This is a genomic window from Moraxella sp. CTOTU47579, from assembly GCF_032004885.1.
Classification (GTDB): domain Bacteria; phylum Pseudomonadota; class Gammaproteobacteria; order Pseudomonadales; family Moraxellaceae; genus Faucicola; species Faucicola tetraodonis.
Map to the genome: position 1 here is coordinate 1 of NZ_DALZOJ010000005.1, position 21,603 is coordinate 21,603.

General features: G+C 46.4%; 17 protein-coding genes and 1 pseudogene. 16 read left to right on the top strand and 2 right to left on the bottom strand.

Going from position 1 to position 21,603, the window contains the following annotated elements; translation table 11 throughout:
• Window positions 1–79 precede the first annotated feature (79 nt).
• Window positions 80–1,615, top strand: coding sequence for an AMP-binding protein (locus RTP55_RS04735; protein WP_312384816.1), 1,536 nt, complete (start codon window positions 80–82; stop codon window positions 1,613–1,615).
• 59 nt (window positions 1,616–1,674) lie between these two features.
• Here the strand turns inward: RTP55_RS04735 and RTP55_RS04740 are convergent, their stop codons facing one another.
• Window positions 1,675–2,625, bottom strand: coding sequence for a GlxA family transcriptional regulator (locus RTP55_RS04740; RefSeq protein WP_312384611.1), 951 nt, complete (start codon window positions 2,623–2,625; stop codon window positions 1,675–1,677).
• A gap of 172 nt (window positions 2,626–2,797) precedes the next feature.
• Here RTP55_RS04740 and RTP55_RS04745 point away from each other — a divergent pair, with 172 nt between their 5' ends.
• The 15 genes and pseudogenes from RTP55_RS04745 (at window position 2,798) to urtE (ending at window position 19,762) form a co-directional block, all read left to right on the top strand.
• Complete coding sequence (locus RTP55_RS04745; protein WP_409418417.1) at window positions 2,798–4,039, top strand: aminopeptidase P family protein; 1,242 nt, start codon at window positions 2,798–2,800, stop codon at window positions 4,037–4,039.
• Between the two features lie 77 nt (window positions 4,040–4,116).
• Window positions 4,117–5,424: an MFS transporter gene (locus RTP55_RS04750; RefSeq protein WP_312384817.1), complete on the top strand. Its 1,308-nt coding sequence runs from the start codon at window positions 4,117–4,119 to the stop codon at window positions 5,422–5,424.
• A gap of 151 nt (window positions 5,425–5,575) precedes the next feature.
• Window positions 5,576–6,538, top strand: a complete 963-nt coding sequence (locus RTP55_RS04755) for a DMT family transporter (RefSeq protein ID WP_312384615.1) — start codon at window positions 5,576–5,578, stop codon at window positions 6,536–6,538.
• 129 nt (window positions 6,539–6,667) lie between these two features.
• Entirely contained in the window at window positions 6,668–7,621 is a 954-nt protein-coding gene (locus RTP55_RS04760; protein WP_096489507.1) for an urease accessory protein UreD, read from the top strand.
• A 50-nt stretch (window positions 7,622–7,671) separates the two neighbouring features.
• Window positions 7,672–7,974 (top strand): urease subunit gamma, encoded by a 303-nt coding sequence (gene ureA, locus RTP55_RS04765; RefSeq protein ID WP_060995978.1) that lies wholly within the window; start codon window positions 7,672–7,674, stop codon window positions 7,972–7,974.
• 24 nt (window positions 7,975–7,998) lie between these two features.
• On the top strand, window positions 7,999–10,119 hold the full coding sequence (gene ureC, locus RTP55_RS04770) for an urease subunit alpha (protein ID WP_312384618.1): 2,121 nt from the start codon (window positions 7,999–8,001) through the stop codon (window positions 10,117–10,119).
• A 237-nt stretch (window positions 10,120–10,356) separates the two neighbouring features.
• Complete coding sequence (gene ureE, locus RTP55_RS04775) at window positions 10,357–10,920, top strand: urease accessory protein UreE (RefSeq protein ID WP_312384620.1); 564 nt, start codon at window positions 10,357–10,359, stop codon at window positions 10,918–10,920.
• Window positions 10,917–11,753 carry an urease accessory protein UreF gene (locus RTP55_RS04780; RefSeq protein ID WP_312384621.1) on the top strand — a complete coding sequence of 279 codons (837 nt, stop codon included), beginning with the start codon at window positions 10,917–10,919 and terminating at the stop codon, window positions 11,751–11,753. Before ureE ends, RTP55_RS04780 begins: the two co-directional genes overlap by 4 nt.
• A gap of 50 nt (window positions 11,754–11,803) precedes the next feature.
• On the top strand, window positions 11,804–12,505 hold the full coding sequence (gene ureG / locus RTP55_RS04785; RefSeq protein ID WP_100285263.1) for an urease accessory protein UreG: 702 nt from the start codon (window positions 11,804–11,806) through the stop codon (window positions 12,503–12,505).
• Window positions 12,506–12,532: 27 nt separating this feature from the next.
• On the top strand, window positions 12,533–13,189 hold the full coding sequence (locus RTP55_RS04790) for a HupE/UreJ family protein (protein WP_312384624.1): 657 nt from the start codon (window positions 12,533–12,535) through the stop codon (window positions 13,187–13,189).
• 560 nt (window positions 13,190–13,749) lie between these two features.
• A complete protein-coding gene (urtA, locus tag RTP55_RS04795; protein ID WP_060996033.1) occupies window positions 13,750–15,003 on the top strand; it encodes an urea ABC transporter substrate-binding protein in 1,254 nt (417 codons plus the stop codon).
• A gap of 292 nt (window positions 15,004–15,295) precedes the next feature.
• On the top strand, window positions 15,296–16,951 hold the full coding sequence (gene urtB / locus RTP55_RS04800) for an urea ABC transporter permease subunit UrtB (protein WP_409418418.1): 1,656 nt from the start codon (window positions 15,296–15,298) through the stop codon (window positions 16,949–16,951).
• Window positions 16,952–16,969: 18 nt separating this feature from the next.
• A pseudogene (urtC, locus tag RTP55_RS04805) lies at window positions 16,970–18,019 on the top strand (urea ABC transporter permease subunit UrtC); the annotation flags it as partial.
• Window positions 18,020–18,235: 216 nt separating this feature from the next.
• Window positions 18,236–19,054: an urea ABC transporter ATP-binding protein UrtD gene (gene urtD, locus RTP55_RS04810; RefSeq protein WP_095356662.1), complete on the top strand. Its 819-nt coding sequence runs from the start codon at window positions 18,236–18,238 to the stop codon at window positions 19,052–19,054.
• 9 nt (window positions 19,055–19,063) lie between these two features.
• On the top strand, window positions 19,064–19,762 hold the full coding sequence (gene urtE / locus RTP55_RS04815; RefSeq protein WP_050325608.1) for an urea ABC transporter ATP-binding subunit UrtE: 699 nt from the start codon (window positions 19,064–19,066) through the stop codon (window positions 19,760–19,762).
• Between the two features lie 160 nt (window positions 19,763–19,922).
• Here the strand turns inward: urtE and fumC are convergent, their stop codons facing one another.
• Window positions 19,923–21,338: a class II fumarate hydratase gene (gene fumC, locus RTP55_RS04820; protein ID WP_312384629.1), complete on the bottom strand. Its 1,416-nt coding sequence runs from the start codon at window positions 21,336–21,338 to the stop codon at window positions 19,923–19,925.
• Between the last annotated feature and the right edge of the window lie 265 nt (window positions 21,339–21,603).

The window sequence follows — 21,603 nt, forward strand, 5'->3', positions numbered from 1 at the left end:
TCAGTCGGCTTTTGCCCAGCTTAAGGCTATTAGCGGTGCGTAACTTCAGTTATTAAATGAAGTCAAAGCCACGCTACTTATCACGCTTGCGCCATTACCCAATCAAGATAATAAGCCGCAGCTTTGGGACAAGGCGGTAGCGGTTGCCAAGCTTACCCCAAGTTTGCAGCATATCATTGGGGTGACGATGGCTCATCATTTCACCCATCAACTTAATATAACCTTGCCAGATGCAAGTAAAGAATTTGTACAGCAGTTACCAGAGACGGTCACCTATCATGACTTTTATGCTGGGATTGCAAGCCAGCCCAAAGATAGATTAATTAATCCCCGTACCATTGTCCCTGAGGATCTGTCTTCATTCTTTGGAACCGGTGGTACAACTGGCATGCCCAAAATCGCCATGCGTAATCATAAAAATGAAGTCGCCAATGTCTTACAGGCACGGGCGTTGTTTGGTGATGACATGCTAAATCAGGGCAATGTCGTGCTGTGCGGACTACCCCTATTTCACGTCAATGCCGTCATGGTTACAGGATTATTACCGTTATCGATGGGGGGTGAAATTTTGCTGGTTTCGCCAGAGGGCTATCGCGGCGATGGGGTGATGGCAAATTTTTGGGCGATTATTGCGCATTATCGCGTGAGTTTTTTTAGTGGTGTGCCCACGCTGTTTGCTGGCTTATTAAATCTACCAGTTGGCGACCATGATATTGCTAGTTTAAAGCACTGTTTGTGTGGCGCAGCCCCGATGCCGATAGAAGTATTTAAACAATTTGAAAAACAAACAGGGGTACAAATCATTGAAGCGTACGGTATGACGGAAGGCAATTGTGGTAGTTCAGCCAACCCAAGATTTGGGGAGAAGAAAATTGGTTCAATAGGGCTACGCTTCCCATATCAGCCTATGCAAGTGATGATGCTTGATGATAATGGCAAGTTTGTGCGAGTTGCCAACACAGGCGAGGTGGGCAATATTTGTATTCGCGGCGATAATGTGTTTGTCGGCTATTATTTGGCGCAGCAGAACCAAGGGATTTGGGTAACTGACTCTGACAATCAAACTTGGTTTAATTCAGGCGATTTGGGCTATCAAGATGCAGACGGCTACTTTTTCTTGACGGGTAGAAAAAAAGAGTTAATTATCCGAGGTGGACACAATATTGACCCAAAAATGATCGAAGAGGTGGTTTATCAATATGACGGGGTAGCCGGCTGTGCCGCCATTGGTAAACCTGATAGCTATACAGGCGAGTTACCTGTTTTATTCGTTGCCCCTAAGCCGGGTGTCAGCTTAGATACTGATAAACTCATGCAATTTTGCCAACAAAACATTGGCGAAAAAGCGGCGATTCCTAAAGCCATCTACGTGATTGATGCATTGCCTTTAACGGCAGTGGGTAAAGTATTTAAACCTGCACTAAAACGTCAAGCGACCGTGATGGCTGTCAGTGAAGTACTGCAACAACATCATATCAAGGCTACCGTCAGCAGCAAAGATGATTCTACTTATGGGTTTATTGTACTAGTCAAACTAGATGGCGATGCGTCACATCAACCCCAAGCCAAGACAGTGTTGGACCAATTGGCGATTCATTGGCAGTGGGCTGAATAGGTTTTTTAAATAATTAAGGTAACTACTAAATTAAGCGATGGTACAAGACGCATTAACCCTTATAGCGTTTTTCGAAAATCACTGGCTGACATATTAAACTGCTGTTGAAAAGCTCTGGAAAAAGATGCCAGATTAAAAAAGCCAGTCGCCATTGAAATGGTGGTCACTGGCATGGTGGTATGTTTGAGTAGATTTTTAGCATGGTCTAATCGTAAATTAAGATAATACTGTTGGGGTGAGACCCCTAGCTGTTTGGCAAATTGCCGCTGTAGTTGTCTTTCAGAAATGCCGACGTATTTAGCAATATCCGCTAGCGTGAGCGGTTCTTCGATATTGGTTTTCATTAACGTGATAGCATCGATAACATGCGCGTAGCTATGACTGAGGGTCTTTGGCTTAGGTAAATGTTGGATGCTCGCTGGCTCTCGGATAGCGGTGATGACAAACATGTCTTGAATTTTTTCAACGATTTCTCGCCCAAAGTGCTGTTTGATGATGTGCAGGGTCATATCAAGCGCACATACCCCGCCAGAGCAGGTGTAGAGTCGATCACCAATGGTAAAAATATGGTTTAAGAATTTTACATTGCCAAATTGTTCCTGAGCCAGCGTAACATTTTCCCAATGCAGCGAGGCTGATTGATTGGCTAACAACCCTGCATTCGCAAGCGCGATTGCTCCCGTACAAAGCCCCCCTAACGCAATATCCCGAACGGCTAAACGCTCCACAATCCCCTTTAGCGCGTCTGTCATTAAATTTTCGGCTTCATAGCCACCGCAGATAAACACGAGCTCACAATCAAATAGATGTTTGATTTCAGCGGTATGAGTGACTTGCACCCCATTACTGGCACTGGTCTGATGACCTGCAAAACCACTAATAATCCAGCTATATAGTGGCTGACTACTGACATAGTTTGCCATTCGTAACGGCTCGATGACATTGCTAAAAGCCATCATGGTAAAGCCATCAATCAATAAAAAACCAATTTTTTTAATATTCGCTGTCATAAGTAAAGTATGAATGGACAAGCCATGTTGTCGTAATTAGTCAAAAAAATGTCGCCTTATGAAAAACTGACTTTTTAAATTTGCGTATGATGAGGGATGTGGAGAGCAAAGAATTTCTTAACATCAACCTAAACCTCGTGAGGCGCAAACAATGAATCAGTCAGTTGAACATATGATAAATAAAGCAGCTAGCCTAGATACTGCACTTAGCATGCCAAGCTTAATCCAAATCAAAAATGGCGAGAAGGTCAAGCCGACTTTTAGCGCCCAAGAATACCAAAACCGCCAACAAAAGCTTAAAGCCTATATGGCAAAAAGCGACATTGATAGCGTGTTATTCACCTCCTATCACAATATCAACTACTATGCAGACTTCTTATATTGCTCATTTGGACGCTTCTATGGTCTGGTCATCGACCAAGACAAAGTAGTGACTATCTCCGCCAATATCGACGGTGGACAGCCTTGGCGACGTACCATGGGCGATGACAATATCGTCTATACCGACTGGCAACGCGATAACTACTTTAAAGCTGTGGCAAGTCAAATCAAAAATAAAGGCAGAGTGGGGATTGAATACGATCACTTACCCATTGAACGTTTGAAAAAACTACAAGACGCTTTGCCCAATGTTGAATTTGTCGATATTAGCCAAGCTTGTATGAAAATGCGGATGGTGAAATCAGCCGAGGAAATCGCCCTTATCAAGCAAGGTGCACAGGTTTGTGACATTGGTGGGGCAGCGCTCGTTAACGCCGTGCATGAAGGTGTTCCTGAGTATGAGGTAGCGCTAGCCTCTACCCAAGCGATGGTACGAGAAATCGGGCAACGCTTTGAGCATGTCGAACTCATGGATACTTGGACGTGGTTTCAATCAGGTATCAACACCGATGGCGCGCACAATCCTGTGACCAATCGCAAAGTGCAGCGCAATGATATTTTAAGCTTAAACTGCTTTTCGATGATTGCAGGCTACTATGTGGCGCTGGAGCGTACGCTGTATTTTGGTGAACCTGATGCAGCAACGCTCAAATATTGGGAAATTAACTGCAAAGTGCATGAAGAAGGCATGAAACTCATCAAACCTGGCGTTCGTTGCTGTGATATCGCCTTAGAGCTCAACAAAATCTATGCCGAATATGGCATTTTAGACCGCCGCACCTTTGGGTATGGGCACTCATTTGGCGTGTTGTCACACTATTATGGCCGTGAAGCAGGTTTAGAACTGCGTGAAGACATTGATACGGTACTTGAGCCAAATATGGTCATCTCAATGGAACCGATGATTATGATTCCAGAAGGTATGGCAGGGGCAGGCGGTTATCGTGAACATGATATTTTGGTTTTAACTGAAACAGGCGCAGACAACATCACAGGCTTCGCCTATGGTCCCGCGCATAACATTATCAGTTAGCTTACTTTAGCATGACTTACTACCAACCAAGGGGAAACTAAATGACAACTTTTGCACTTTCACCCACTGCCATAGCAATGCAACAACCAGCTGCAGAGCCGTATGTTAAAGATCCTGTGTTACTCAAAAAAGCCGCCAAAGCCAGTTTTATTGGTAACTTTGTCGAGTGGTTTGATTACGCATCGTATGGCTATTTTGCCACTGTCATCGCTAGCGTATTTTTTGCTAAAACCGATGCAACCGTCGCATTGATGTCAACTTATGCAATTTTTGCGCTATCCTTTATTGTCCGCCCGTTTGGGGGTATTTTTTGGGGACATATTGGCGATAAATACGGTCGAAAAGCGGCTTTATCTTGGTCGATTTTGATTATGTCAGGTGCTACTTTCTTAATCGGATTGTTGCCAAGTTATGCCACCGTCGGTATCTTAGCGCCTGTGTTGTTGTTACTGCTGCGCATGATTCAAGGTTTTTCAGCCTCGGGAGAGTATGCAGGGGCATCAGCATTTATGGCAGAGTATGCGCCCCCCGACAAAAAAGGGTTTTATACCAGTATCGTACCTGCCAGTACATCGGCCGGTCTATTATTAGGTTCGCTGATTGCGGCAGCTATGACCGCCTTTATGGATGCTGACTTTGTACAAACTTGGGGCTGGCGTATTCCGTTTTTATTGGCTGCACCACTGGGTCTAGTGGGTCGATATATGCGGTTGAATCTTGAAAAAACCCCGGCTTTTAAGGCTTTTGAAGAAAGCACCATTGAAAAACCGGTGCCAATCAAAAATTTGTTTGCCAACCATAAAAAAACCTTGTGTAGTGCGTTTATGTTATGTAGTTTGAATGCGGTGGCTTTTTACTTAATCCTAAGCTATATGCCGACTTATTTATCGACCCAAATGCACATCAATGAAACGCAGTCGCTGCTAGCTGCCTCCATTTCATTAGTCGCTTATATCGGTATGATTTTTACGATGGGTAAACTGTCAGACAAATACGGTCGCAAAACCATGCTGATCATCGCATCTGTATTGTTTATCGCGTTGACCGTGCCTTTGTTTCATATGCTAAGCCTGGGTGGGTTTTTAACCATTGTGTTGATTCAACTGCTGTTCTCGCTGTTATTATCCGTCAATGACGGTACACTACCGGCTTTTTTAAGTGAGATTTTCCCAGTCGAGGTGCGTTATTCAGGTTTTGCTTTCACCTTTAACTCAGCCAATGCCCTACTTGGCGGCACAACCCCGTTGATGGCAACTTGGTTAATGAGCAAAACAGGCAGTCAAATCGCGCCAGCTTGGTTATTGGTGATAGCAAGCGTAATCGCGCTGGTAGCAACGGTGATGTATAAAAAATCCGATAGTGTGTCTATGTTAGAAAAAGGTTAAAAAAACGTTAAAAAAATGTTAGAAAAATAATTGATTAACCACGGTTATCAATAACCCCATGAAGTTAATTTAAGTTTTTTCCCAAAGTGGTTTTAGCCAACCTTGTTTGCTAGAATCACTTTTTTTATTTCCCATTTTTTAGGAGTTGCCAGTGACTCGTAAACCTGCTTTCGGTACCAACCAATCCCCTAACACGCGCAATCATGCGACGATGGGTGGCTTACAAGTCATTGTGGCGGCTATCTGTTGGGGCACGCTGGGTATCTTTACTACCTATCTACATCAACTGGGTTTTGATAGTGTGCAAATTGCCATTTTAAGAGTGGTGACGGCTGCTATGATGCTACTGATGTTATTGCCATCGTTGTGGACGTCTATTAGGCAGTTGTCATTTGGCGAGATATTACAGTTGAGCCTGCAATCGTTGATTGGCGTGCTAGGCATGACGGTTTGCTATTTTATCGCGGTCAATTTTGTGGGCGCGGGCATTGCGGTATCACTACTATATACGGCGCCGATTTTTAGTTTGGTATTGGCATTTTTTTTATTAAAAGAACCGATAACAAAAAAATCATTTACCTTAGCTTGCATCGCGGTAGTGGGTGTGGCATTGACAACGCTCAGTGAGAACTTTACATTGAGTTGGGGGATTGTGTTTGGTCTATTATCTGGGGTGTGCTATTCACTGTATGGCATTTTAGGAAAAAAAGCCTTACACAAACACTATCCACCGACCTTGGTGTTTTTTAGTTCGGTGGTGATTAGTGCCATGGCTTTATTATTCCTACCGATGACCTATCAAACCTATGCCAAAGCATTCAGCATGCCTGTCATCACTTGGTTGTGGGTGATGGGGCTCAGCCTAGTGGGTACCGTGATTCCGTTTTTCTTGTATATGTCAGCCTTACATAAACTCCCTGCGACCAAAGCCTCGGTATTCACCGTGTTTGAGCCGTTTACCGCGATTGTATTGTCGATCGTATTACTGCACCAATCGCTCAATGGCATGCAGTACTCAGGGATGATATTAATCCTTTTAGCCACCCTCCTAAACTCTATCAAATTGCCCATGCAGCGTCATCGGCAACTGACGGAAGTCGATACTCAAGTTTAATAACAGCCCACCACCGTGTAAACATCCCTGATTTGGGCTTCAGTATGGTGGTATCAAGTCTCACTGCCGCAATGTGGCACACCCCTTGCATTCTATAAAACCATATATTTTTTATATAGTTAGATAGATATGGCTTGGCACTCAGTACTTACCTTAGCTTTTGACACCCAACATGCGGGTGAGCATGCGCGCACCAATTTGGTACAACGCCATCACCAAGGCGCCTTGCGGGTACAAAAAGCCTTGTATCCTGAAAGCGGTGAACAGCAAGGTATTTGTCATGTCATCATGCTGTATCCGCCTGCTGGCATCGCCTTAGGCGATAAACTCGATATTGACATTGGCGTAAAACATCACGCCCACGCTGTGATTACCACGCCCGGGGCAAATAAATGGTACGGCAATTTACCAAGTTACACCGCTAACAAGCAAACCGATGATAGCCCATCAGCCAGAAAAACCCAAGAAACCAAAAAAAACCAAGAAACTCAAGAGAATTCAAATAGTTATGCTGTTCAAAATGTCACGGTTTATCTACAAGATGACAGCCGTTTTGAATGGCTACCGCAAGAAAACTGTTTTTATAACGCAAGTTTTGCCCATGCCACCAATCAGTTTTTTATCAGCCCAGCTGCCAGTGTTATCGCTTGGGAAATTAACCTGTTAGGGCGAGAGTATCATGGCGAGCGCTACAGTACAGGCGAGATGCGGTTATCAAACCTATTTTGGCGCGTGGATGAGCAGCCCAAATTGCTGCTTGCTGATACCTTACATCACTGTGCCGAACACGATTGGTTTGGCTCAGCCGTGGGTCTCAATAACCATAGCGTCTTTGCGAGCTTATGGGTTGTGCCAAGCGTTGATGCGCAAAAACAGCTGATTGAATGGGTCAAGCAATTACGCTTATTTATCGACCACCATAGCTTGCCTGTCTCTTGCACCCAAACAGGCGAGGTGATGATTATTCGCTATTTGGGGGATGATGTCCGCCAATGTTTTGACAGTTTTGGTGCAGTTCGTGGTGAGATTCGCACTTTAATGTGGCAACAAGACAGTCATTTGCCCCGAATTTGGGCAACCTAATGGCAGTGAAGGTCTAATTTTTAACACTGAAAAAATAATTGGAGTAACCCATGCATTTAACCCCCGCCGAAAAAGATAAATTACTCATTTTTACCGCAGGACTGGTTGCCGAGCGCCGCAAACAACGTGGCTTAAAACTTAACTATCCAGAAGCAATAGCCTATATCAGTATGTTGGTGCTCGAAGGCGCAAGAGAGGGCAAAACAGTGGCACAGTTGATGGGCGAAGGCACCACGTGGCTTAGGGTTGAGGATGTGATGGATGGTATCGCCGAGATGATTGACGATGTGCAAGTGGAAGCCACCTTTCCAGATGGTACCAAACTGGTGACCATTCACCAACCGATTGTGTAATTTAAACAGTATAAGGGGTAAACCATGAAAGTTGGCGAATATAAGCTAAAAGACCAAGCCATTATCCTGAATGAAGGGCGCGCCGTCCAAACTATTTTGGTCAAAAATACCGGCGACAGACCGATTCAAATCGGCTCTCACTACCATTTTGCCGAAGCCAATGACGCACTGGCGTTTGACCGTGACAAGGCGCTTGGGTTTCGCTTAAATATCTTATCGGGTACAGCAGTGCGTTTTGAGCCAGGGCAAGCGCGATCAGTCGAACTGGTCGAGTTTGGTGGCAATAAGGCGATTTTTGGGTTTGCTGGGCGGGTGATGGGGCAAGCCACCGCATCTGTGGATACCGCAAGTTTACCAAAATCACAAAAAACCGTACCCCGCCAAATGTATGCCGAGCATTTTGGCTTAACCGTGGGCGATAAACTGCGTCTTGCTGATACCGAGCTGTGGCTCGAAGTGGAAAAAGACTTTACCAGCTATGGTGAAGAGGTCAAATTTGGTGGTGGCAAAGTGATTCGTGATGGCATGGGGCAAGGGCAGCGCCCGTTTGCTGAGGTGGCTGACACCGTGATTACCAACGCGCTTATTTTGGATTATACCGGGATTTATAAAGCCGATGTGGCGATAAAAGACAGCCGAATTTGGGCGATTGGCAAGGCGGGCAACCCCGATATTCAATCCAATGTCACCATCGCTATTGGCGCAAGCACCGAGATTATTGCAGGTGAAGGCAAAATTTTGACCGCGGGCGGGATTGACACCCATATTCACTTTATCGCGCCACAGCAAGCGGAGGTTGCCTTGATGTCTGGGGTGACGACCATGATTGGCGGTGGTTCAGGGCCTGCCCAAGGCACGCTTGCCACCACATGCACCAACGGCAAATACCATATCGAAACCATGCTCAAAGCCCTTGATGATATGCCCATGAACATTGGGCTACTAGGCAAAGGCAATGTCAGCTTGCCGCAGCCGATTGTCGAGCAAATCGAAGCAGGCGTGGTCGGGCTAAAACTGCATGAAGACTGGGGCACCACGCCGCAAGCGATTGATAACTGCTTGAGCGTTGCCGAAGAGTATGATGTGCAAGTGGCGATTCATACCGATACGCTCAACGAAAGTGGCTATCTAGAAAGCACGCTAAACGCCTTTAAAGATCGCTGTATTCACACCTTTCACACCGAAGGCGCAGGCGGCGGGCACGCCCCTGATATTTTGCGGGCGATTGGCGAGCCACATGTGTTGCCGTCGTCGACCAACCCCACGCGTCCGTTTACCATCAACACCATCGATGAGCATCTCGACATGCTGATGGTCTGTCACCATTTGAGCCCTGCGATTGCCGAAGATATCGCCTTTGCTGAGAGCCGTATCCGCCAAGAAACCATCGCCGCTGAAGACATTTTGCACGATTTGGGGGCAATCTCGATGATGAGTAGCGACTCGCAAGCGATGGGACGGGTGGGCGAGGTGATTATCCGCACTTGGCAAACGGCGGATAAAATGAAACGCCAACGCGGATTTTTAGCACCTGATACAGTGAGCCAAAATGCGTCTAATATTGGGCTTCATGACATCGACCCAGTGACCAAAAATACAGTGACCGAAGATACAGTGACAGAAAATGACAATTTTCGCATTAAACGCTATATCGCCAAATACACCATCAATCCCGCCATTACCCATGGTATTGCCGAGGAAGTCGGTTCGGTAGAAGTCGGTAAATGGGCGGATTTGGTGCTATGGTCGCCCAAATTCTTTGGGGTAAAACCTGACACGATTTTAAAAGGTGGTAGCATCGCCGCTTATCCGATGGGCGATATCAATGCCTCCATCCCAACCCCGCAGCCGGTGCATTATCGTCCGATGTTCGCAAGCCTTGGCAAAGCCATCCACCAAACCAGTATCACCTTTGTATCCAAAATCGCCTTTGACAACAATATCCAACACAAACTCGGGTTGCAAAAAGTGATTCGCCCTGTGCAGGGTATTCGTGACATTCGCAAAAAAGATATGCGGTTTAATAGCTATTGCCCTGAGATGTCGATCAACCCAGAAACCTATGAAGTGCGGGCGGATGGTCAGCTTCTCACTTGCCAGCCGTCAGCTGTGTTGCCAATGGCACAGCGGTATTTCTTGTTTTAAATGGGATTTTAGATATGAATGCCAATGTGATGACTAAAACCGAACAATCCCATCTGTGATGAATGTGGCAGTGAGTTTTTTAACAATGTATCGCCAATGAAAAATCTTTGCCCAAACTGTTCGCATTTACTGTATGGGCTTAACAACTGTGAACATCAATTTAAAGAGGGTCGCTGTCAAAAATGCGGTTGTCATGGGAAACTTCTGAGTAGGTAGAAAATTTAACAAAGGATAATGATGAAAATTTATAATCAGCGGGTGCAACTGTTAACTCACCAACAGCAAACCGATTTGGTCAACCAACAAGCAAACGGGCAGTTTTTGCAGCTCGACTTTGACACACGCCAGCGGTCACGCTTTCGTGCAACCCTGCAAAATGGTGAAGCGGTCGGTATCGACCTGCCACGCACAGGTACGCTCAAAGATGGGGATGTGGTACAAAATGCGTCAGGCGACATCATACAAATTTTTGCCAAACCACAAACCCTCACCAAAGTCACCGCCGACAATGCTTTTGAACTGATGCGGGGGGCGTACCATTTAGGCAATCGTCATGTACCACTGATGCTCGTTGAGCAGGGTCAAGCGCAGCATGCCCTGTACTTTGAGCCCGATTATGTGCTTGCCGATATGCTAGTGAAATTGGGCTTAACCGTGAGCGAGGTAGAACATGCTTTTGAACCTGAAACAGGGGCGTATGGGCATGGCGGGCATTCACATGGGCATGATAATCGGTTAAGCCATGCCGACACGCAAAGCACAATCGTCGGTGATTTAACCAAAGCCACGTTTTTTTCATGAAAACGATGACAACAATATCGCACCTCACACACACGGCGCCGCCACAACAATTGCTTAAGCTGATGATGCTGGCATCGAGCAATTTGCCGATTGGTAGTTATACCTATTCCCAAGGCGTGGAGTCTGCTATTGAGCAAGGTTTTATTCATGATGAAGCCAGTAGTTTGGCGTTTTTGCAGGCGTATCAACAAGAGGTTTTACTCAATTTTGAATTGCCGCTGATGGCAAGTATGATGCAGCTGTCAGCGCAAAAAAATCACCACAGCTTGGTGGATAGTCTAGCCAATTTTTATGGGGCAAGCCGTGATAGCCATGAGTTTTTATTAGAGAGTCAACAATTGGCGCAGGCATTTTGTGCCTGGCTCGATGGCGTGCTCGGCCTTGCGATGCCACAAGATTGGATAGCGCAAGGCTATTTACCGTTATTCGCTCGCTTGGCGTATTTTTGGCAACTGCCCATAGCCGATAGCTTGATGACCTATGCGTTTGCTCAAATGGAAAATCTGACCTTAGCGATTGTCAAAACCTTGCCGCTAGGACAAATGGCAGGCCAACGTATCATTTGGCAATTGGGGCAAGCGATGGATGAACCGATTGCCAAGCTTTGCCAAACGCAAGCCAGCAAAGTCAAAATGGCATTGACAGCCATCAATCATCAGCAAACGGTTATGGGTAAGCTACAAGACATTGCGCCACAATTTTTACAGGCACAGCAGCATGCCCAAACATTACTAATTTTAATCAACCACTTGCAACTATCAGCGTCTATACCATCTTTGGCAGAATTATCCTGTCATCATGAACAACAATATAGTCGTCTGTTTCGTTCCTAAACCCCCTGTCTTTAACAACCCGTCTTTAACATCAATCACAAGGAAACCCCATGACTGGCTTTACCCAAAAAACCCCAACCCAACAGCCTCGCTTATCCCCGTTACGCCTTGGCATTGGCGGGCCTGTTGGCTCTGGCAAAACCGCTTTGACCTTAAGTCTGTGTCGCCGTCTCAAAGATGTGTACAACATGGCGGTGATTACCAACGATATTTATACCAAAGAAGATTCGGAGTTTTTGACCCGCCACGACGCCATGCCCGCTGAGCGGATTATCGGGGTGGAAACGGGCGGTTGTCCGCACACAGCGATTCGTGAAGATGCGTCGATTAATCTTAATGCCGTGGCTACCTTGCAAAATCGCTTTGACGGTCTTGAGCTGATTATCATTGAGTCCGGCGGTGATAACTTGGCGGCGACCTTTAGCCCAGAGTTGTCGGATTTGACTATTTATGTGATTGATGTGAGTGCAGGCGACAAAATCCCCCGTAAAGGTGGACCCGGGATTACCAAATCAGATTTGCTGATCATCAATAAAACCGACCTTGCGCCACTCGTGGGCGCGGATTTGTCGATTATGGATAAAGACGCCAAAAAAATGCGCGGCGATAAGCCGTTTGTGTTTAGCAACATGAAAACTCAAGACGGTTTGGATGACATTATCAAATTTATCCAACAACAGGGCATGCTAAGAGCGCTAGAGATTCCGTCACAGCCGGTACAACATTTACCAAGCTCAAGCGAAAATATGTAAAAAATGCGATAAAATCAAGGAGACATAATGAAAACTTTAACCCAAAAAACAACCCAAAAAACGGCGTTGGCAACTGCGCTTTTTAGCCTTTCAAGTGTGGCAGTGGCGCATGTCGGTCATGGTTTAACCCATCATGCAGGTGCAAGTTCGGTGGATTTAATGGCTGCCGTCACTGCAGGGCTCATGCACCCTATCTCAGGTCTTGACCACGTGGTGCTTGCGGTTGGCATGGGCATGGTGTTTGCCCGTCACAAAAAACTGGGTTTAGGCTTATTGGTGACAAGCCTACTGTTAGGATTTGCTTTGGTGCAACTAGCTCATGTGGCGATTGGCTCATCGATTATTGAAGGTGCGATTTTGCTATCGGTGGTGTTGACAGCGGTCGCAGTTTTGGCGCAGCGCACCAAGATAGCACAAGCCAAACAGAAAAGCTTTTCGCTCATGATGGCGATCAGCTTATTTGGTTTGACGCTATTTCATGGTATGGCGCATGCCGTGGAGATGCCAGTCAGTAGCGTGAGTCAAGGCTTTGGCTTAGGCATGATAACCGCGATGTCTGCCTTGTTTGCTGTGGGTGCAGGGGTGATGAATTGGGTAAAAGCACAATCCCATGCGCATCCCAAGCTGTCTTGGCTACCTTCGATTATAGCGGCATTGGGCATGGCAATGGTATTGGCTAACTAGTGATTAACAACATTTTTGATAAAAAGTGCAAGCTGTCTGGCTTGCACTTTTTTTATGCAACAAATTGGGTCATGTCATAAAGACACTGGCGATAAAGCATTGTTTAGCGTCAGTCAATGCTAGAGCAATGCCAAATAAATGACAGATGAATGGTAATAGTGCAAAAAACTATTCCAGTTCATCAGATTGGTGAAATCGCTAAGGCTGCCAAAGTTTACCCATTTTTTACCAAGGAGCAGCATTTAGCCAATGGGTGATTATTTAAAATAAATGTTTTTAACTATACCAATTCAACCTTTTGATTTAATTGATAAAATTTCCAAAAATAGCTTTTAACATGCAGATTGGCACACTAATTGAATTATCACTATAGTCAGTTAAGACAACCAGCAACCGATAGCCAAAGCCTATCCGTTACGCTCTACCTTAAAACGGCAATCCATCTATTTTAGGAGTGACACATGTTAGACAAAAAAACCACCGAGCTAACCACGACTGAGCGTCAATTAAGCCGTCGTGCATTTGGCAGATCCTTGGTTGCCCTAGCGGTAACGGGCAGTATGATGTTGACAGGTTGTTCAAAACCGCAATCATCAAGTGACGCCAAACCAGCCAGTGGCACGTCAACCACTGCTGCCACCGGTAGTGCGCCTGCCCCTAGCAATGGTGATACCATCAAAGTGGGTATATTACATTCACTCTCAGGTACTATGGCAATCTCTGAAACATCGCTCAAAGACACCGCGTTGATGGCGATTGATGAAATCAATGCCAAAGGTGGGGTGATGGGCAAAAAACTTGAGCCTGTGGTTGTCGACCCTGCCTCAGACTGGCCATTGTTCGCCGAAAAAACGCGCCAGCTACTAACACAAGACAAAGTCGCGGTTATCTTTGGTTGCTGGACATCGGTTTCTCGTAAATCCGTGTTGCCTGTGGTTGAAGAATTAAACGGCTTATTGTTCTACCCTGTGCAGTACGAAGGACAAGAGCAGTCCAAAAACATCTTTTATACGGGCGCCGCGCCCAACCAACAAGCCATTCCTGCGGTTGAATACTTGATGTCACCAGAAGGTGGCGGTGCCAAACGCTTCGTCTTACTGGGTACTGACTATGTGTATCCCCGTACCACCAATAAGATTTTACGGGCGTTTTTAAAGTCTAAAGGTGTGGCAGATAGCGACATCATGGAAGAATATACCCCATTTGGCTTTAACAACTACCAAACCATCGTGGGTAATATTAAAAAATTCTCAGCGGGTAAAAAGACCGCCGTTATCTCCACCATCAATGGCGACTCAAACGTCCCCTTCTACCGTGAGCTTGGTAACCAAGGCATCAAAGCGGCGGATATTCCTGTGATGGCGTTCTCTGTGGGCGAAGAAGAACTTCGCGGTATCGACACTACCCCATTAGTCGGACACTTGGCAGCATGGAACTACTTTGAATCGGTCAAAAACCCTGTCAACATCAAGTTTGTGAACGCTTATAAAAAATACGCCATTGACCACAAACTGCCAAATGCCGATAAAGTAGTGACCAATGACCCAATGGAAGCCACCTATGTGGGTATCAATATGTGGAAGCAAGCGGTTGAAAAAGCGGGCTCCACCGATGTGGATAAAGTCCGTGCTGCCATGGCAGGTCAAAGCTTTGCCGCGCCATCGGGCTACACGCTAACCATGGATGCCGAAAATCACCACTTACACAAACCTGTGATGATTGGGCAAATTCGTGCCGATGGTCAGTTTGACGTGGTTTACAAAACCAAAGATGCCATTAAAGCTGAACCTTGGAGTCCTTATATCCCCAAATAAGTATTCCGAAATAAGTATGACGAAATAAGCCTTTCCAATAAGCTTGAATGAAGTTAACACTCGATGTTGTGACAGCCATACCGCGCATCAATACCCCAGCTGGTATGGCTTATTTTTTTGCCAAAATTTTACGATTTCACCTTTTATTGATTTAAACATTGATCCGTCACCCCACCAAACAGATGGACTAATCATAAAGACTAATCATACAAACTAAGGAGCGACCATCATGCTCAATGGTAATCATTCTCTCGGGCAGTTTTTGCAAAAAAGTAAAAAAATTGTGCTCGGCATGTCGCTAGCGACCACGATGGGCATTGGCTTGCCAAGCGTGAGTAATGCACAGGCAAGTACCGCTTCGGCAACTACGATAACCAGTACAGTAACCACAGCAGCTACAACTACGGCATCCGCAAGCACGGCAGCCAGCGCAGGCGATGATATTCAAAAATTCGTAGCCGCCGATTTTGCGGGGCGTCAAGCCATGCTCAACAACTGGACAGGCACCAGTCAATCCTATGACAAACTGGTCGAGCTGATTAACAAAGACGAGCTGTACCGTGATGATGCCGGCAATGTCTATACTTTAGAAAATACCGACCAACTCTACCACTATCCTGCGCATACTTTGGTAAGCAATTGGCCAAGCGACCTAAACCAAGTCACACTCAATAACGCGCTGCGTTCGGCGTTGACCTTAGGGCAAACCAAAGCCAAACTCAAATCTGACGATGCCAGCGAACGCCTTAAAGCGGTGGATATCTTAGCCGACAACATCGCCACACTCGATAAAAAAACCGTTGCCGATATTTATGCCAATGAAAAAGACAGTACGGTAAAAGCAGCATTGGCACAACTGCAAGCGCGTATGGATTTGCAATCGGGCGATGAGATGACCCAGATTGCGGCATTAAAAACCTTGGCGTCCAGTAACAGCCCCGATGTGTTAGCCGATATCGAAGCGATGGCAAAACAAACCAGCCATTCACCCGAGCTCAAACAAGCCTTACAAACAACCCAAGACAAAGTCAAATCGCGTATCAAAGCCAGTGAGTGGACGGGACACGTGTTTTCTGGCTTCAGCACCGCCAGTATTTTGTTGTTGGCGGCGTTGGGACTTGCCATTACTTACGGTCTATTGGGTGTCATTAACATGGCGCATGGTGAGCTCATTATGATTGGTGCCTATACCACCTATGTGGTGCAAAGTTTTTTTAAGAGCCATTTGGCAGGCTATGTCGATTGGTACATGCTTGCCGCGATTCCGCTGGCGTTTTTGGTGAGCGCCGTTATTGGCATGATTATTGAGCGGGTAGTGATACGTCCGCTATATGGCAGACAGCTAGAAACCTTGCTTGCCACGTTTGGGGTGAGTTTGATTCTGATGCAGTTAGTTCGCATGATTTTTGGGGCGCAAAACGTCGAAGTCTCCAATATTTCATGGCTAAGCGGTGCTGTCGCCTTGACCCCAAGCTTGATGTTGCCATACAACCGTATTGCTATTATCGGTTTTACCATTATCGTATTGCTGTTATTGGTGTTTTTACTCAAATACACCCGCTTTGGTCTGTTTGTACGTGCCGTGACCCAAAACCGTCAAATGGCGCGTGCGGTGGGTATTCGCTCGGCGCGTGTCGATATGATGGCGTTTGGGCTCGGCTCTGGCTTGGCAGGTTTGGCAGGCTGCGCTTTGGCGCAAGTGGGCAATGTAGGTCCTGATTTGGGGCAAAACTACATCATCGATGCTTTCTTGGTAGTAGTGGTCGGCGGTGTCGGTCAAATTTGGGGGGCAGTACTGGCCGCCTTGGGTCTAGGCGTGAGTGGTACCGTGCTTGAGATTGGCATGGGTGCGGTGATTGCCAAAATCATTTTGTTGGTACTGGTGGTGCTATTTATCCAAAAACGCCCACAAGGTCTGTTTGCCCTTAAAGGTCGCTTTGTCGAGTAATCATTGGAGAGTTAAAAAATGCGTATTTTACAATTATTTGCAGATAAACCAGTGAGTCGCTTGGCAATTATGGGCTGTTTTGCGGTGTTGATGGTGTTGCCTTGGTTGCATTTGCTACCTGCCGATTCGGCGCTGCATTTATCCGCTTATTGGGTCACTTTGATTGGCAAAATCATGTGTCTGGCGATGGTTGCTTTGGCACTGGACTTGGTATGGGGCTATGCGGGGATTTTGAGCCTTGGGCATGGCTTGTACTTTGCCCTTGGCGGGTATGCGATGGGTATGTATCTGATGCGCCAAGCATCAGGCAACAGCTTGCCCGAGTTTATGCGGTTTTTGAGCTGGGATAAAATGCCTTGGTTTTGGGCAGGCACAGACAACTTTGCTTGGGCGGCGATATTGGTGGTGCTGGTGCCGGCAGTGGTGGCTTTTATATTTGGGTTTTTTGCCTTTCGCTCAAAAATCAAAGACGTATATTTCTCGATTATCACCCAAGCCATGGTGTTTGCCGCATCACTTCTATTTTTCCGTAACGAAACTGGGTTTGGCGGTAACAACGGTTTTACCGGGTTTAAAACCATCTTAGGTATGGACATCGCTGCTCCCATGACGCGCACCTTGCTCTGTTTTGCCACAGCATTCGTGCTGATGCTTGCCTACCTTGGCCTACGTTATTTGATGCACAAGCCGTATGGCCGCGTACTGGGCGCCGTACGTGATAGCGAAAACCGTTTGCAATACCTGGGCTACCGTACCCTATGGTACAAGCTATCTGCGTGGGTGTTATCGGCGATTATCGCAGGGATTGCTGGCGCGTTGTATGTGCCACAAGTGGGCATTATCAATCCCAGTGAGATGAACCCTGTCAACTCGATTGAAATGGCGGTCTGGGTCGCCACAGGTGGACGCGGCACGCTGATCGGGGCGATATTGGGCGCAGGTGTGGTCAATGCGGTGAAAACTTACTTTACCGTGGCATATCCCGAAGCTTGGCTATTGATTTTGGGCGGGTTGTTTGTGGTCGTCACCTTGTTTTTACCCAAAGGCATTATTGGTCTATTGGACAAAATCACGCATGGCAAAAAAACGGTCGAGCCAAGCGTAAAAAATATGGAAACAAACCAAGAAACAAACATAGAAGCAAAAAAAGAATCTTAGGCGGAAGGGGCTTTAGGGTCGGCAGCGGCGTTAGGCTGACCGCCTGCAACCCAGTAGTTATTTTGATTATACCCGATGACTAATACCCCATAAATACCCCATTAATAACACATCAAAGAGTCTGTTATGAATACAAACGATAATAATATTAATGACTTTGCTGAGAGCAACTACGGAAGGCTAAAGTCACAAGAAGCGGATTTTAGCAAAGGTATTGCCCTATATATGGAAGATGTCAGTGTGTGGTTTGATAAATTCCGCGCCTTAAACAACTTATCTTTGTACATCAAAGAAGGCGAGCTGCGTTGTATTATCGGACCTAACGGTGCGGGTAAAACCACGCTGATGGACGTGATTACCGGTAAAACTCGCCCCACGGAAGGGTCAGTGTATTTTGGACAAACCCACAATCTTGCCAGCATGACCACCGAGCAAATTGCCGAAGCTGGCATTGGGCGAAAATTTCAAAAACCCACGGTGTTTGAAAATTTTACCGTCATGGAGAACTTACTGCTTGCCGCACCCAAAGACAAGCGGGTCAAAAAAAGCCTGTTTAGCAAACTTGACCCAGATGCGCAAAATGCCCTTGACCAGACTTTAGCGACGATTCGCTTGGGTGAGTTTGTCAATAAACCTGCAGGATTGTTGTCGCACGGGCAAAAACAATGGCTGGAGATTGGGATGCTACTGATGCAGCGCCCCAAGCTGATTTTGCTCGATGAGCCAGTGGCAGGCATGACCGATGCCGAAACCGAACGCACCGCCGAGCTATGTTTGGAGCTCAAAAAAGACCATACCTTGGTGGTGGTTGAGCATGACATGAGCTTTATTGACACCATCAGTGAGCAAGTGACGGTATTGGCACAAGGGGCGATTTTGGCAGAAGGGACGCTTGCTGAAGTACAAGCCAACGACGATGTCATCGAAAAATATCTAGGGCGATAGGGGATAGCGATGTTAGAAGTAAACACAATCAATCAATATTATGGCGGTAGTCATATTTTGCGCGATGTCAGTTTGACCGCGCCTGTGGGTGAGTGTTCTGTGGTACTCGGTCGCAATGGCGTGGGTAAAACCACACTGTTAAAGTGCCTGATGGGGGTTTTACCGATTAAATCGGGTCAAATTTTGCTCGATGGCAAAGACATCAGCAAATTATCGCCCGAAAACCGCGTGCGCGCAGGCATGGCGTATGTGCCACAAGGGCGAGATATTTTTTCAACCTTAACCGTAGAAGAAAATATCTTGATTGGCATGGCAAAGTTTAAAGGCAGCAAAGCCAAAAAAGTCCCAAACCATTTGTACGAGATTTTTCCTGTGCTCGATGAGATGAGCCAGCGCCGGGGCGGTGACTTGTCAGGCGGTCAACAACAACAATTAGCGATAGCCAGGGCGCTCGCTTCTGAGCCACGGGTGCTGATTTTGGACGAGCCGACTGAAGGGATTCAGCCATCGATTATCAAAGATATCGGACGGGTGATTCGTCGCTTGGCTGACCAAGGTGATATGGCGATTATTTTGGTCGAGCAGTTTTATGACTTTGCCGAAGAACTTGCCGACAACTATACGGTTATGGCACGGGGGCAAGTCATCGCCCAAGGCATGGGCGGTGATATGCCAGAAAAAGGCATCAGGGAGCTAGTGGCAATTTAGTAAATAGCAAAAGCTTGCGTGAGTTAGCTTTTAGCCAGATGACAGTCATCTGGCTAAAAAGCTGCTGATAAAAATTGATTGATTAAAGAGTGCGATTACGCTGCATTAACCTTCACATTACTTTGGACTAATCATTTTTGAATTAGTCACTTTCGATTAATCACTTTGGACTAGTCATGGCTTCAGGTTTGACCCATTCATCAAATTGGGCGTCAGTCAATAAACCGAGTTCAACGGCAACTTGTTTTAAGGTTTTATTTTCTTTATAAGCAGTTTTGGCAATTTTTGCTGCATTTTCATAGCCGACATGGCGATTGAGCGCGGTGACTAACATCAATGAGTTGTGTAGGAAATAATCAATTTTTTCTGTCACAGGCTCGATGCCTACCGCGCAATGGTCATTGAAGCTGTCACAAGTATCGGCAAGTAAGCGAATCGATTGTAGCAGGTTGTAGCCGATGACTGGCATAAACACATTGAGTTCAAAATTGCCCGACGCCCCCGCCATATTGATGGTGACATCGTTACCCATCACTTGCGCCACGACCATCGTCATGGCTTCAGACTGGGTCGGATTGACTTTACCTGGCATGATGGATGAACCTGGCTCATTTTCAGGGATTTTAAGCTCGCCAATCCCACATCTAGGACCTGAAGCCAACCAGCGCACATCATTGGCAATTTTATTAAGGCTTGCCGCCAAGGTTTTTAGGGCACCTGAGGCAAAAACTTCAGCGTCTCTGGCCGCTAACGCTTCAAATTTATTGGGCGCGGTGACAAACGGAATTTGTGTTAAATCCGCTAAGGTCTGTGCGACAGTCTGCGCATAGTCAGGATGCGCATTGAGTCCTGTACCGACTGCAGTACCGCCTAAAGGCAGTTCATACAGACCTTGTAGCGCGGCATCTAGACGAATGAGCGCATGATCTAACTGACTGACATAGCCGCTAAACTCTTGTCCTAGCGTCAAAGGGGTGGCGTCTTGCAAATGGGTACGTCCGATTTTTACAATGCTAGCAAACTGCTCAGCTTTGCTTGCTAAGGTGTCACGCAGTTTTTGCACCGCAGGGATAAGCAGATAGATAATCTGACGCGCCGCCGCTACTCGAATCGCGGTGGGAAAGCTGTCATTGGTAGATTGGGCGTGGTTGACATCGTCATTGGGATGAATTGGCTGATAACGACCTTTGCCTTGACCGACAAGTTCATTGGCGCGGTTGGCAATCACTTCATTCATATTCATGTTTGACTGGGTGCCAGAGCCTGTTTGCCAAACCACCAAAGGAAATTGGTCACGCAGTGCCCCGTTGATGATTTCATCGGCGGCCTGCACGATAAGGTCACGTTTATCATCACTGATACGCCCTAATTTGGCATTGGTGATGGCGGCGGCTTTTTTGACCAGTGCCATGGCTTCAATCAGCGGCTGTGGCAAGGTTTCGCCACCGATTTTAAAGTTATTGCGGCTACGCTCGGTTTGCGCGCCCCAGTAGGCATCTATAGGGACGTTGACAGCGCCCATGGTGTCTTTTTCGCTGCGAAATTGCTGGGTATCGGTTTGGTTGTCGGTTGTCATTATTGTTCTCTTTTTTAGTGAATTTTTTTGATTCTGTCATTATCAAAGCGGCTGGTTATCGCCACTTATGCATCAAAGCACATATGCACCAAGGCACAGGGTAAAGTTTAACAGAGTTATCGACCATAGAAGTTTGACAATATGTGTCGTTTGTTATCTTTGTTAAAGTAAGCGGTAAAATGACGGGTGATAACGAAAGATAGTTAACATTTTATTGCGATATGTTGTTGAGCAATCGTTTACTATGAACGAAATTTTGCCAGCG